Raw genomic sequence first — 13,996 nt, 5'->3', positions numbered from 1 at the left:
GATGGACGCCGAGGCCCTGAACAAGCCCCTCGCAAAGAAGGCCCTTCATCCAAGCCCATGAACCCGGCCCAGGAACTGGCGAGGCCGGTCGCACGCCCTCCTCCCCCGGGAAAAGGCCATAGAAAGAACAAGGCCCGGAAAAGAACAAGGCCCGGCATATGCCGGGCCCTGCTCTTGAAACCGAAGCGTCCGATCAGTTCTGGACGTTCAGCTCGGTACGACGGTTCTGGGCGCGACCTTCCGGATTGTCCGAGCCATCCGGGTTGGTGTTCGGAGCAATCGGACGGCTCTCGCCGTAGCCGATCGGGCCGACCATGCGCGAGGCATCCACGCCGTTCTGCTGCAGGTAGTCGTACACCGCGGTGGCGCGACGCTCCGACAGCTTCTGGTTGTACTCGTCGGTACCCTTCGAGTCGGTGTGACCGGCGACTTCGACGCGCAGATCCGGGTAACGCTTCAGGATCTCGGCGGCTTCGCCCAGGATCGCAACGGCGTCCGGACGCAGGGTGGCCTTGTCGAAGTCGAAGTTCACGCCCTTCAGGTCGATCGAGACCGGCACCGGGCAACCGTCCGGACCGATGGTCTGACCCGGCTGCGAATCCGGGCAGCGGTCGTCGCAGTTGTTGACGCCGTCGCCGTCGTCATCCAGGTCGGCGCAGCTCGGGGCGACCGGAGCCGGAGCCGGCGGCGGGGCAGCGACCGGAGCCGGTCCCAGCGGGATCACGATGCCGACCGAAGCCAGCACGTCGCCGAACCAGTCTTCGTCGTTGCCGGCCAGGCGCGGGTTGACGCTCTGGTCGTCGAAATCGGCGCGGTAGGCGACTTCGGCGCGCACGGCGACGCGCTTGTCGAAGGTGGTCTGCAGACCGACGCCGACCTTGGCGGCCAGGTTGCCGTCTTCACGCTGTGCCGGCGAGTTCGGCGAATTGATCACGTACTCCTCTTCCGACTTCTGGTAGCCCAGGCCGAACAGCAGGTACGGGTTCCAGCCACGGCCGTCCTGGATGAAGTGGCGGCGCAGGTCCAGCGACACGCCGTACTGGCTCCAGTTCAGATCCTGGTTGGAATCGAAATTCGGGTTCTGATAGTTCAGCTCGCCATCCAGCGACCAGTTCGGGCTGATGAACTTACCGAGGCCCAGGGTCACGAACGGGGCATCGTTGGTGCCGCGATCGTTGTCCTGGAAGTTGAAGCCGGTCGAACCGGTCAGGTACCAACGGTCGTCGAATTCCTGCGCCGACGCAGCCTGGGCAAAAGCCAGACCACCCAGCAGCGCGGCAGTAAGAATCTTCTTGTTCATGAATACAGCTCCTTTTCGGGGGTATGAAACCGGTAGAGGCATGGTCCAGCACAGGTAATTCGTCAGTGTTCAGACGGCCGTTTCCGCACGCCATCGCCGCGAACATTATGCTCTGGCAGGTGAAGACGACGTTAACGGTCCCGTAACATGTGAAGACGACCACCAGACCTCTACGTGTCCGGCATGCGGCACCCTATACAGCTTCATGAAGGTTGGCAATAGCCAGCGGTGACAAGGCTTTGCGGCCCCGGTCACGACCGGCAAGGCGGTAACGGCATGTCGTTCGCGGCAATATTCCCGTCCTATATCCGCGGGGCGGTGAAATGGCGGGGGATACGTATGATTCGATATCCCCTCCCACACCCGGAGCTCCCATGAAAGCCGTCGGCCTGACCCATTACCTGCCCATCGACGATCCCGATTCGCTGCGCGACCTGGAAATACCCGCACCGCCGCCGCCGCAGGGACAGGATCTGCTGGTCAGGGTGGAGGCGGTCTCGGTGAATCCGGTCGACACCAAGCTGCGCGCGCCCAAACCGGACGTGGAGCAGACCCCGCGCATCCTCGGTTTCGATGCCGCCGGCGTGGTCGAGGCGGTCGGTCCGGACGTCATCGCCTTCCAGCCGGGAGACGAGGTGTACTACGCCGGCGACGTCACCCGGCCCGGCAGCAATGCCCAGTACCAGCTGGTGGACGAGCGCATCGTCGGCCGCAAGCCGACCACGCTGGATTTCGCCGAAGCCGCGGCGCTGCCGCTGACCACCCTGACCGCCTGGGAACTGCTGTTCCAGCGCATGCCGTTCCAGTTCGACGGGGGGCACAACAGCGATCGCAGCCTGCTGGTGATCGGCGGCGCCGGCGGCGTGGGCTCGATCGCCATCCAGCTGGCGCGGCACGCCGGGTTCACGGTGATCGCCACCGCCTCGCGCGAAACCACGGCGGCCTGGTGCCGGCAGCTGGGCGCGCACCATGTCGTCGATCATCGCCAGCCGCTGCAACCGCAGCTGCAGGCGCTGGGTTTCGACAACGTGGATGCGGCGATCAACCTGGCCGATACCGATCGCTACTGGCAGCCGCTGGGCGAACTGCTGGCACCGCAGGGCCATGTCGGCCTGATCGTGGAGCCGGCCGGCGAACTGCGCATCGGCGATCCCTACAAGGCCAAGTGCATCGGCATCCACTGGGAACTGATGTTCGCGCGCGCGCGTTTCCGCACCGCGGACATGATCGAACAGCACCGCCTGCTCAACCGCGCAGCCAGCCTGGTCGACGCCGGCGAACTGCGCACGACGCTGACCGAAACCCTGGGGCCGATCAACGCCGCCAACCTGCGCGAAGCGCACCGTCGGCTGGAATCGGGCAGCACCATCGGCAAGCTGGCACTGGCCGGCTGGGAATAGACCACTTCGCCCGGAGGCCGGCGCGGGACAGCCCCGCGCCGGCTCACCGATGGCGATCCGGGCAACTCCTTCGCAGCGCGCCGCCGCACGGCGTTCCCTCAGCGGGCCGAGCCGAAGTCGGCCGTCATCCGCCGCTACCGCGGCCATTGCTCCACTCATCAGGCCGGATTCCGCAACATCCATTCCAGTCGCGTCGCCGCGGCGAAGGCCACGTGCATCCACTCCAGTGTGCCGGCACCGACCTCTCCGCCGCCGCATCGGCGGTAGCGGTCGCCGCACATACGGCGACATGCTGGACCATGTACTGGCCAGAAATGCTCGACCGACAGGCTGCCATCGGCCAGTGCGACGTTGAACGGCAGGGTGCGCATGCTTTCGTACGGCGCCAGCTTGCGTTGCCGTGCGTCGCGGCGGAAGGAACATCGGACGGCCTCATCGTCGGGCAGTGGCCGGCGATTGCAGGTCGGCGCCGCAACCGCCCCGCGCATTGCCGGCTAGACTCCTCGCCCCGCCCGCTGCTTCCGCGACGATGACGACCTCCCTGTTCCTGCGCGTGCTCCAGCTGCTGGCCGGCCTGTTCCTCTACGGCATCGGCGCGGCAGTGATGATCCGCGCCGGCATCGGCATCGCCCCCTGGGACGTGCTGAGCCAGGGCATCGCGGTGCAGACACCACTGTCGTTCGGGCTGGCCACCAACCTGGTCGGCGCGCTGGTGCTGTTGCTGTGGTGGCCGATCCGGCAGAAGCCGGGGGCCGGCACGGTGCTCAACGTGCTGCTGATCGGCCCCAGCGCCCAGTTCGGCCTGTGGCTGCTGCCGGACGCGCACGGGCTGGCGGTGCAGCTTCCGATGTTCCTGCTGGGCCTGGTGCTGGTGGCCATCGCCACCGGGCTGTACATCGGCGCCCGCTTGGGCCCGGGCCCGCGCGACGGCCTGATGACCGGCCTGCACGCCCGCTACGGCTGGGCCATCTGGAAGGTACGCACGGCGATCGAGGCCAGCGTGCTGGCGCTCGGCTGGTGGCTGGGCGGCGACGTCGGCCTGGGCACCCTGGCCTTCGCGCTGCTGATCGGTCCGCTGTGCGGCATCACCCTGCCCCTGTTCGGACTGCGCAAGGCGGCTCCCGCGCCAGCGGCCTGAATCCCGCGAAGACTTGCTCCACGCGAGGTTTCGCGGCACCCTGCGCGCTTCCGTACGCAAGCGTATCCAGCATGTCGCCAGCCGCCGAAGCCACTCCCTATCCACACCTGTTCGCCCCCCTGGACCTGGGCTTCACCCGGCTCCGCAACCGGGTGCTGATGGGCTCGATGCACACCGGGCTGGAGGACCACGCCCGCGATTTCCCGAAGCTGGCCGCCTATTTCGCCGAGCGCGCGGCCGGCGGCGCCGGCCTGATCGTCACCGGCGGCTTCTCCCCGAACGTGGTCGGCTGGCTGGCGCCGTTCGGCAGCAAGCTGTCCTGGCCATGGGAAGTGCGCCGGCACCGCCAGGTCACCGCCGCGGTGCACGGGCATGGCGCGAAGATCTGCCTGCAGCTGCTGCATGCCGGCCGCTACGGCTACCACCCGCTGCAGGTGGCGCCGTCGAAGCTGAAGGCGCCGATCAACCCGTTCACCCCGCGCGCGCTCTCGGCCCGCGGCGTGGAGCGGCACATCGCCGACTACGCCCGCGCCGCCCGGCTGGCGCGCGAGGCCGGCTACGACGGCGTCGAGGTGATGGGCTCGGAGGGCTACCTGATCAACGAGTTCATCGCCGCGCGTACCAACAAGCGCGACGACGCCTGGGGCGGCGATGCCGCCAAGCGGATGCGCTTTGCGGTGGAGATCGTGCGCCGCATCCGCGAGGCCTGCGGCCCGGACTTCATCATCGTCTACCGGCTGTCGCTGCTGGACCTGGTCGAGGACGGCAGCAACTGGGACGAGATCGTGCAGCAGGCCCAGGCCATCGAGGCGGCCGGCGCGACGATCATCAACTCCGGCATCGGCTGGCACGAGGCGCGCGTCCCCACCATCGCCACCTCGGTGCCGCGCGCGGCCTTCGCCGGCGTCACCGCCAAGCTCAAGCCGCATGTGCGCATTCCGCTGGTGGCGACCAACCGCATCAACATGCCGGACGTGGCCGAGGGCATCCTCGCCGCCGGTGGCGCCGACATGGTGTCGCTGGCGCGACCGCTGCTGGCCGACCCGCAATGGCCGAACAAGGCGCGCGCCGGCAGGGCCGAGGCCATCAACACCTGCATCGCCTGCAACCAGGCCTGCCTGGACCACGTGTTCCAGAACAAGCGCGCCAGCTGCCTGGTGAACCCGCGCGCGGCCCATGAGACCGAACTGAACTACCTGCCGGCAGCGCAACCCAGGACCGTCGCCGTGGTCGGCGCAGGCCCGGCCGGCCTGGCCTGCGCCACCGTCGCCGCCGAGCGCGGCCACCGCGTGACCCTGTTCGACGCCGCCGCCGAGATCGGCGGCCAGTTCAACGTGGCCAAGCGCATCCCCGGCAAGGAGGAGTTCCACGAGACCCTGCGCTACTTCCGCCACAAGCTGGCCGAGACCGGCGTGGACGTGCGGCTGGGTACCCCGGTCGATGCCGCCGCGCTGGCCGGCTTCGACGAGGTGGTGCTGGCCACCGGCATCGTCCCGCGCAAGGTGGACTTTCCCGGCGCCGACCACCCGATGGTGGTGAGCTACCTGGACGTGCTGCTGGGCCGGGTCGAAGCCGCCGCCAAGGTCGCCGTCATCGGCGCCGGCGGCATCGGCTTCGATGTCGGTGAGTTCCTGGTCCACGAGGGCGAGTCGCCGTCGCTGGACCCGGCGCGCTGGATGGCCGAGTGGGGCGTGGACCCCCGCTTCGAGGCGCGCGGCTCGCTCGCCACGCCGCGGCCGGAGCGCCCCGCCCGCCAGGTCTGGCTGCTGCAGCGCAGTCCCGGCAAACCCGGTGCCCGCCTCGGCAAGACCACCGGCTGGATCCACCGCGCCACGCTCAAGGCCAAGGGCGTGAAGATGCTGGGCGGGGTCGAATACCTGGGCGTGGACGACACCGGCCTGCGCATCCGCGTCGACGGCACCGAACAGACCCTGGAGGTCGGCACCGTGGTGGTCTGCGCCGGCCAGGAGCCGCGCCGCGAGCTGGTCGAGGCCCTGCAAGCCGCAGGCAAAACGCCGCACCTGATCGGCGGCGCCGACGTCGCCGCCGAGCTGGACGCCAAGCGCGCGATCGACCAGGGCAGCCGCCTGGCGGCCCGGTTGTAAGGTCCGCTGCCGGAGCGGGTGCTGGCGGCCCCGCTCCGTTTTCCAGCCAGTTACCAACCTGAATGTCAACAAGCCCCATTCAGGAATGGTTTTGGGTTGCCCCCCTACCTTGCGCGCACTTTCGCTCGCCACCCAGTTCCGGTGAGCATCCGGTCCGATCGATGGACCGGTCCCGGGCGGCCCGTTCTGGCCGCCCCCCCATGACGCCAAGCCTGTCCTGCTCCCCTCCCCAGCTGCGTTGGAAGGAAGCATGCCGCGGCCCATACGGAGCAAGGAGATTCATGAAACTGGCCTGGATACTCTGGCTGTCGCAACTGTTGCCGCAGCCAGCCGCCGACTCGCTGTGCCTGAGCACCACCGTTTACCTGGAAGCCCGCGACCAGACCCTGCGCGGCCAACAGGCCGTAGCCGAAGTGGCCCTGCGCCGGCTCGACAGCGGCCTGTGGGGCGACTCGATGTGCCAAGTGGTGACCGCACGCAAGCAGTTCGCCCCCACCATCGTTGCCCCCGGCACCCAGCTGCGCAACACCGATGCCTGGGCCGAAGCCGTGAACGTGGCCTTCGCCGCCGAGCGCAACTGGGCGCTGCCGGCCGGCGAGCGCCAGGAGATCGTGCCCGGGGCCAGCCACTTCGCCGCGCTGGCGATCGCCAGCCCGAGCTGGCGCAACGCCTACCAGGTGGCGACCATCGGCGACCATACGTTCTACAAGGTGCAGACGCTCAAGCCGCGCTCTTCCTGAACCGGGACGCCACGCGTCCCAGCCGGCAGGCATGCCTGCCGGCATGCCGCCCTGCGCATTTGTGCGGATAATCGGGGTTTCCCTTCCCGAGGCACTCCATGAAGCTCTACACCAAGCCTGGCGCCTGCTCGCTGGCCGACCACATCGCGCTGATCTGGTCCGGCCTGCCTTTCGAAGTCCAGATCGTCGATGCGGCGACCATGAAATCACCCGCATACCTGGCCATGAACCCGGCCGGCGCGGTGCCGGTGCTTGAGGACGATGACTGGGTACTGACCCAGAACGCGGCCATCCTGCATTACATCTGCGACAAGGCACCGGCCGCCGGCCTGGACGGCGGCAACGACCCGCGCACCCGCGCCGAGGTGAATCGCTGGCTGTCCTTCGTCAACGCCGACCTGCATCCGGTGTACTACCCGATCTTCGGCTCGACCAAGTACCTGGAAGACGAAGCGGTCATCGCCCGCACCCACCAGAACGCACGCGACAAGCTCAAGGGCCTGTACCAGCGGCTGAACGACCGGCTGGCCCGGCACGACTGGCTGGGCGGCACCCCGCGTCCCTCCATCGCCGATGCCTATACCTATGTCACCCTGCGCTGGGCACGCGGGCTGAAGATCGATCTGGCCGGCATGGACGCGCTGGACCGCTTCGAGCAGCGGATGCTGGCCGACCCGGGGGTGCAGGCTGCATTGACGGCCGAAGGCCTGGCCTGACCCCCGACGCAAGGCCTGCAGCCGAAAAGGCCCGGCAATCGCCGGGCCTTTTCATTTCCCGTGACCGCACCCCTCAACCGATCTCGCGGATCACATTGCCCTGGCCGTCGCGCAGCGAGGTAGGCCGCACCTCGATCTGCAGCGTTCCGCCGGGCAACGGATACCGGCCACGTTGCGCATGCACACCGTCCAGCAGCGTTTGCAGGCTGGCATCGGAGAGAACGCAGCGCGCTTCGTCGCCGTCGATCGCGATGGCGTCCACGGCTCCCGGTTCAAACCGCCAGCGCCTATCCCTGCCGAGCACCACCAGTGGCTTGCCGTGGCGCAGGCGCAGCGGCAGCAGCTCGAGCACGCTGGGAACCTGCCCCGCCCCCAGCACCAGCGTGGCGACACCATTGTCGAGCGACCATTCCAGCGTCTCCACGAACAGCATGCCGGTACTGGAACCCTCGCGCCGGCTGCCGGCCTCGATCTGCCCGGCCAGCGCCGGGTCCTGCAGCAGCGAGCCGCGCGACAGGTCGGTGATCCACAGCGGCATGGCCGGCTCCAGCACCCGCAGTACGCCGGTGGTGGACCAGCGCTTGACCGCCGCCATCTCGTCGTCGGTCAACCCCACCACCTGCAGGAAGCGCAGATGACCGTTGGCGGTATCGATTGCCCCCAGCCGCGGATCGGCGACGAAGGCCAGGTGACGCAGCCGGGTTTCGGTATCCAGCGCGATGGGGCCATTGGCATCGAGATGGTGCCCCTCCTCGAACACGTTGCCGCTGCCGAAGACGTAGCGGGCAAGGTTCTGCAGCAGGTTCATCGGCCACACCGGCGGCGTGCCATCACCGCCTTCGCCGGGCGCCATCGCCAGGCGGAAAGTCAGTTCGAATCCGTAGCCGCTGTCCTGCGGATCGTCGCTCTGCTTGTCGTACAGCTCGGAAAAGCCATAGGTGACATAGCTCCAGTGCGGGCGCGGCGCTTCGCTCCAGTACACACTGATGCCGTCGAGCGGATCGTGGCCCCCCAGGGTGTAGGGCATGACGGTGCCATAGTGCCGGGGCTCCTGCCCCGGGTACGCGGCCGCCAATGCGGCATTGATGGCATCCCAGCCGGGGCTGCCGGCCTCATCGTGGTCGTCATGGGCCATGCCTGGCGCTCCTGTCGCAAAGAAGCCGGCATGGTAGTGCATGCCCCGGCCGGCACGACCGCAGTGGCATAGCCCGCAGGCCGCTGGCGAAGGGCCAGCGGCCCGGCCGCCTCAGGTCGATACCAGCGCGCGCGTCTCTTCCAGCCAGCGCGTGGCGAAGGCATGGCTCTTGGACTTGCTGAGCGCATTGGCCACATCCGGCCACAGCTGCTCCAGCCCGGTCGCGGTATCGGCGCGTTCGATCTTCAACTGCAGGAAGTACCCCTTCAGGCCCAGGTGCTTGCGCACCGACTCGGTCATCCAGTCGTACAGCTGCTGGTAGCGCTCCGGATCGTTGCCGATCTTCGCGGTCGCCATCACCTTCGGCGCCGCGGACGCCTGCCCGGCCACCGCCTCGATCAACCCCATCGCGGCCAGCTGCGCCAGCGCATCGTCCGGCGCCCGCAGGTTCTGCCCCAGTTGTCCGAGTTCCTCGTCGTCGCGCTGGCCGTCCACCATCAGCAGGATCGAGCGCAATGCCGGCGGCAATTTCCGCCCGCGATCCTCGATCTCCTGGCGGCCAGCCTCCGTCTTGGCATGGATCAAAGCCATCTTCCCCCCCTGTTGTGCTGCATCGCATTGCAATGGGGCAGGCTGCCGCGGCGCTTGCGCCGGCGCGGACCTCGCTCTGCCCCTCCCCTGCGATCGCACAGACTGGCCGCCAGCCGGCGGCCCCCCGCGCTATTTCCCCAGCGCGCGGCGGATCTCCTCCAGTGCCCCCGGATCGTCGAGCGTCGAAAGATCCCCCGGGTCGCGCTGCTCCGCCAATGCCTGCAACGAACGCCGCAACAGCTTACCCGAACGGGTCTTGGGCAGCGCATTGACCACGTGGATATGCGCCGGCCGCGCCACCGCCCCCAGCTGATCCGTGACCCGTTGCATCATTTCAGCCACCAGGCCGCTGCAGTCGCCCGGCTGCGCCTGCTTCATGGTGACGAACACCATCGGCACCTGCCCCTTCAGCTCGTCCTTGACGCCGATGACCGCAGCCTCGGCCACGCCCGGATGGCTGGAAATGGCCTCCTCGATCTCGCGCGTGCCCAGGCGGTGGCCGGCGACATTGATGACGTCGTCGGTGCGGCCGAGGATGAAGGTATAGCCCTGCTCGTCGCGGATGGCCCAGTCCAGCGAGCTGTAGAGCAGCTCCTTGAAATGGCCGAAGTAGCTCTTCAGGAAGCGCTCGTCGTCGTTCCACACCGTGCTCATGCAGCCCGGCGGCAACGGCGGCTGGATCACCAGCACCCCCTTCTGCCCGGGCGGCACCTCGTCGCCGCTGCGTTCGTCGATCACCTTCATCCGGTACCCCAGATTGGGGAACCCGGGCGAGCCGAACCTGACCGGTTTCATGTCCAGGCCCGGCAGCAGGGTCAGCGCCGGCCAGCCGGTCTCGGTCTGCCAGTAGTTGTCGATCACCGGCTTGCCCAGCGCATTGCTGATCCAGTCGGCGGTCGGCTCGTCCAGCGGTTCGCCGGCCAGGAACAGGTATTCCAGCGCAGACAGGTCGTGGTCGCGGATGAAGGAGACGTCGTGCTTCTTCAGCACGCGGATCGCGGTCGGCGAGGAGAACATCGTGCGCACGCCGTACTTCTCGCACAGCGACCACCAGATGCCCGGATCCGGGTTCACCGGCAGCCCCTCGTACAACAGCGAGGTGCAGCCGCCGATCAGCGGCCCATAGACGTTGTAGGAATGCCCCACCGCCCAGCCGACGTCGGAGGTGGAGAACATCACCTGCCCCGGCGCGCAATCGAACACGGTGCGCATCGACTGCGCCATCGCCACCGCATAGCCGCCGACGTCGCGCTGCACCCCCTTGGGCTTGCCGGTGGTGCCGGAGGTATAGAGCAGGTAGCTGGGCTCGTTGGACTCGAGCCATTCCACCGGCACCTCGGCCTCGCCGACCTCGGCGCGCAGCGTCGCGTAGTCGACGTCGCGGCCGGCCAGCTTCGGCTCGGCCGGGTCCAGGCCGCGGGAAACGATGAGCACCTTCGGCGGCGGGAATTCCGCCTCGGCGCAGGCCGCATCCACCATCGGCTTGTAGGGAATCACCTTGCCGCCGCGCATGCCGGCATCGGCGGCGATCAGCAGCTTCGGCTGCGCGTCGTCGATGCGCAGCGCCAGGTTGTGCGCGGCGAAACCACCGAACACCACCGAGTGCACCGCACCGATGCGCGCGCAGGCCAGCATCGCGAACACCGCCTCGGCCATGTTCGGCATGTAGATCACCACGCGGTCGCCACGCACCACGTCCAGCCGCTTGAGCACCGCGGCGAAGGCGTTCACCTCGCGGTACAGCTCGCGGTAGCTGATCTCACGGGTGACGTTGGTTTCGGTGGAGACTGCCACCAACGCGAGCTGGTCGGGCCGCTCGGCCAGGTGCCGGTCCACGGCGTTGTAGCAGAGGTTGGTCTGCCCGCCGACGAACCAGCGCCGGAACGGCGGATTGGAATAGTCCAGGACCTGCTGCGGTGGCTTGTGCCAGTGGATCCGCTGCGCCTCTTCGCCCCAGAACGCCTCCGGTTCGTCGATCGAACGACGGTAGATCTCTTCGTAGCCCACAAAGCCCTCCCAGACCTGCGATGACCCTTGCGAGCATAGTCCGGAGAAATCTGCCTGGCGCTGCGACCATGGTCGTAATACCGCACCCCGGATGCGGTCAGAGGCGGCCCGGGCTGATCAGGTACATCTCCACCTCGTTCGGTTCGGCCGGGGTGGGAGCATCGGCCCTTTCCCGTGCCGGGGAGATACCGCTGGCACGGGCCGCCGCAACCGTCCTGGGCAACCAGGACAAGCCGCGCAAGGCCCGCCTGGGCACCTGCCCGTATCGTCCCACCCGGGTGGCCTGCATGCGCCCTTCCTCGACCTGCACGCGCAGCGAGGCGACCCAGCGCGAAGGCTTCCTGGCCTCCATGAACGCCCCGTGCCCGGCAACCAGGAAGGGCGGGCTCATGTCGTCCAGTTGCCGGTATCCGAACCGGCCGCGAACGTCGTCGCCGCTCCGGATCGCCTGCATCAGTCGGTTCTCGCCGTCGGGGTACACGGGCATCAGCAACGCCCGGCACCGGTTCAAGTCGGTGGTCCAGCCACTTGCAACGTCGTAAAGCGGAATCCCCGGGTATCGCTGGCGCGCATCCTCCCGGGCCTGCGTAAACGCTTCCTTGGCTGCAGCCGCGTAGATGAGCCCGCGCTCTCCGCGGTCCAGGTATGGCGCGCTGGCCAACCAGATCGCTACCGTGGCCGACACCGCCATCGACAATCTGGCTGCCGCTCCGGCGCGCGCCAGGTGAACCACGGACACCATCAGATTCACGACGAGGATCGCGGCCGGCACGATACTCGGCGCGTAGTACCGCTGCTGCATCACCGGCAACAGGTAGCTGCTCAACGAAGCCGTGCCGAAAGTGAAATAGAACAGCGGCCAGGCCCAGAAACCCACCACCGCCAGCCATGCCAATCCCATATGGCCGGGTAGTCGTCGCTGGTACCAGATAAAGGCCAGCCGCAAGGACGCGACAGCAGCCAGAGCGAACAAGGCGGAGGTATGCGGGCCAAGCAGGTACCGCAGCGTACGCAGCCTTGCGATCGGCGAGCGCCCCTGGGTCTCGATGAAGCCGGCGACATCGTGCGGCACCAGCAAGCTGGCCACACTGGAATGCCACTGCCCGGCGGCAATGCGGAACACCAGCGATTCGATCGCCAACACCGCGGCAAAACCGATCGCCAGCGCAATGCCGTCTCGCAGTGAAGCGGCAAGATTGCGCCGCAGGCCCATCAATGCCATCACCGCCAACGGCACGGGCAGCAGCACCAGGCCGCTTTCCTTCAAGGTGAACGCGGTGGCGATGCTGGCGCCGAGGCCGAAGGCGAACCAGGCGGACCGGCGCGAATCCCCTGGCTTGGCAGCCACGGCCTCCAGCCAACAGCACAGGAACAACAGGCCGAGCATCAGGAAGAGCGTCGATGCCAGATCGGGAAGCATCGCGCCGGCATACAGGAAGAACACCGGTTGCGTGCCTGCCAGCACCATCGCGGCCACCGCGGCCATGCGCGACAGCACACGCCGGGCGAGGAAGTAACCCACCGCCCCCAGGCCCACGAAAAACAGGGTGTAAGGAACGACCAGAAGCTCCAGGTCCACTCCCGGCGCATACATCATTGCCCCGGGCAACAGGAACATCACCCGACGTTCGGCGAGCGAGGTCACCGAAATGGGCTCCCCCAACGCAATCTTGATCGCCCCGATGAGATAGCGGGTATCGTCGCTGCAATACAACCCGGTGAAGAAGTAGTACCCGATCAGCGAAAAGCAGATCGCTACCAGGCCGGCGTACGGCATTTCTCGAATCAGGTTGCGCAAGCTTGATGCCTCAGACTAGGGAAAGCGTCGCTGCAGATCGACAGGACCCGACAGCCGACTCAGCGCAGGAAACGATGCACTACCCGCCGCGGTATACGACTGTAGTCGAAGGCGAAGAACCCCTGCAGCAGCACGAAGCCGACGATCGCGGAAATGCTGACCACCGCGATGGTACCGGCCGGCGACTCGACGCCGCGAAGGAAGTTCGTATACCAGGTGAGGCCACCATGGACCATGGCGAACGCCAACAGCCCCAGGCCGCCGAGCAGCTGCACCGACGCCAGGCTGAAATCGCGCAGGAAGTACTCGTAGAAGATCCGCTTCAGGAAGTTGCGCGCATGTGACCGGGCGAACCGCGGCACTTCCCTGAAAGGATTGAGACCGGAGCGCTCTTCCCCATAGACCGCGCGCATCGGCACGTCCACCACGACCGCATCCACCAGGTGCAAGCGGAACAGCAGATCGCTCTCGAAGAAATAGCGACGCTCCAGCTTGTCCAGTTCCACTTCGCGCAGGCAGTCGGCATGGATGGCGGTGTAGCCATTGGTTGGATCGAACACGTGCCAATAGCCGCTGGACAGCTTGCAGAGGAAGGACAACGACGCATTGCCGATCAAGCGCACGACCGGCATCGCCACCACGTCGCGGATGTGAAAGAAACGGTTGCCCTTCGTGTAATCCGCCTCATGGGCGGCGATGGGGGCGACGAATTCCGGGATCAGGGCCGGGTCCATCTGGCCGTCCGCGTCCAGCTTCACACAGATCTGCGCGCCGAGTTCGAGCGCTCGGCGGTAGCCGGCGACCACTGCCCCCCCAACCCCGAGATTCCGGCTGTTGAACAACACCTGGACCCGGGAATCGCCCGACTCGGCCTGGACCCGGAGTCCGCTGGACTCCGGGCAGGCATCGTCGACAACGATGATGAGGTCGACCTCGGCGCCGATCCTGGAGATGACGTCGAGCACGGAATTGCTTGCACGATACGTTGGAATGACGACGGCGACCGTCGGCTTTGCAGCGGCGCTGCCGTCCATCAGCGCCGCCCCCGGCGTGCAGGCAACCACCT

At 67.5% G+C, this 13,996-nt stretch carries 12 protein-coding genes; 5 read left to right on the top strand and 7 right to left on the bottom strand.

Annotated elements, in window-relative coordinates; all coding sequences use genetic code 11:
* Positions 1-193: 193 nt before the first annotated feature.
* The gene (locus OK345_RS05890) at positions 194-1,300 is read right to left on the bottom strand and encodes an OmpA family protein (protein WP_265127002.1); all 1,107 of its coding nucleotides are present in this window, start codon (positions 1,298-1,300) and stop codon (positions 194-196) included.
* A gap of 374 nt (positions 1,301-1,674) precedes the next feature.
* Between OK345_RS05890 and OK345_RS05885 the strand changes: the two genes are divergently transcribed.
* Complete coding sequence (locus OK345_RS05885) at positions 1,675-2,700, top strand: zinc-binding alcohol dehydrogenase family protein (RefSeq protein ID WP_265127001.1); 1,026 nt, start codon at positions 1,675-1,677, stop codon at positions 2,698-2,700.
* A 158-nt stretch (positions 2,701-2,858) separates the two neighbouring features.
* Here OK345_RS05885 and OK345_RS05880 read toward each other — a convergent pair whose 3' ends face one another.
* Positions 2,859-3,188: a hypothetical protein gene (locus tag OK345_RS05880; protein ID WP_265127000.1), complete on the bottom strand. Its 330-nt coding sequence runs from the start codon at positions 3,186-3,188 to the stop codon at positions 2,859-2,861.
* A 41-nt stretch (positions 3,189-3,229) separates the two neighbouring features.
* On the opposite strand from OK345_RS05880, the gene yczE reads away from it, so the two are divergent.
* The 4 genes from yczE (at position 3,230) to OK345_RS05860 (ending at position 7,399) form a co-directional block, all read left to right on the top strand.
* A complete protein-coding gene (yczE, locus tag OK345_RS05875) occupies positions 3,230-3,838 on the top strand; it encodes a membrane protein YczE (protein WP_265126999.1) in 609 nt (202 codons plus the stop codon).
* 71 nt (positions 3,839-3,909) lie between these two features.
* A complete protein-coding gene (locus tag OK345_RS05870) occupies positions 3,910-5,943 on the top strand; it encodes an NADPH-dependent 2,4-dienoyl-CoA reductase (RefSeq protein WP_265126998.1) in 2,034 nt (677 codons plus the stop codon).
* Positions 5,944-6,224: 281 nt separating this feature from the next.
* Positions 6,225-6,683 (top strand): cell wall hydrolase, encoded by a 459-nt coding sequence (locus OK345_RS05865; RefSeq protein ID WP_265126997.1) that lies wholly within the window; start codon positions 6,225-6,227, stop codon positions 6,681-6,683.
* A 98-nt stretch (positions 6,684-6,781) separates the two neighbouring features.
* Complete coding sequence (locus OK345_RS05860; protein ID WP_265126996.1) at positions 6,782-7,399, top strand: glutathione S-transferase family protein; 618 nt, start codon at positions 6,782-6,784, stop codon at positions 7,397-7,399.
* Positions 7,400-7,472: 73 nt separating this feature from the next.
* Here the strand turns inward: OK345_RS05860 and OK345_RS05855 are convergent, their stop codons facing one another.
* The 5 genes from OK345_RS05855 to OK345_RS05835 all read right to left on the bottom strand — a co-directional run bounded on the left by OK345_RS05855 (position 7,473) and on the right by OK345_RS05835 (position 13,994).
* Positions 7,473-8,534, bottom strand: coding sequence for a suppressor of fused domain protein (locus tag OK345_RS05855; protein ID WP_265126995.1), 1,062 nt, complete (start codon positions 8,532-8,534; stop codon positions 7,473-7,475).
* 111 nt (positions 8,535-8,645) lie between these two features.
* Positions 8,646-9,125, bottom strand: coding sequence for a hypothetical protein (locus OK345_RS05850; RefSeq protein ID WP_265126994.1), 480 nt, complete (start codon positions 9,123-9,125; stop codon positions 8,646-8,648).
* A gap of 129 nt (positions 9,126-9,254) precedes the next feature.
* Positions 9,255-11,132, bottom strand: coding sequence for a propionate--CoA ligase (prpE, locus tag OK345_RS05845; RefSeq protein ID WP_265126993.1), 1,878 nt, complete (start codon positions 11,130-11,132; stop codon positions 9,255-9,257).
* 97 nt (positions 11,133-11,229) lie between these two features.
* On the bottom strand, positions 11,230-12,930 hold the full coding sequence (locus OK345_RS05840) for a glycosyltransferase family 39 protein (protein WP_265126992.1): 1,701 nt from the start codon (positions 12,928-12,930) through the stop codon (positions 11,230-11,232).
* A 59-nt stretch (positions 12,931-12,989) separates the two neighbouring features.
* Complete coding sequence (locus tag OK345_RS05835; RefSeq protein WP_265126991.1) at positions 12,990-13,994, bottom strand: glycosyltransferase family 2 protein; 1,005 nt, start codon at positions 13,992-13,994, stop codon at positions 12,990-12,992.
* Positions 13,995-13,996 lie beyond the last annotated feature (2 nt).

Source organism: Xanthomonas chitinilytica (assembly GCF_026107455.2).
Taxonomy (GTDB): Bacteria; Pseudomonadota; Gammaproteobacteria; order Xanthomonadales; family Xanthomonadaceae; genus Stenotrophomonas; species Stenotrophomonas chitinilytica.
The sequence above is the reverse complement of the archived record's forward strand: the minus strand, read 5'-3'. Positions and strand labels throughout refer to the sequence as shown.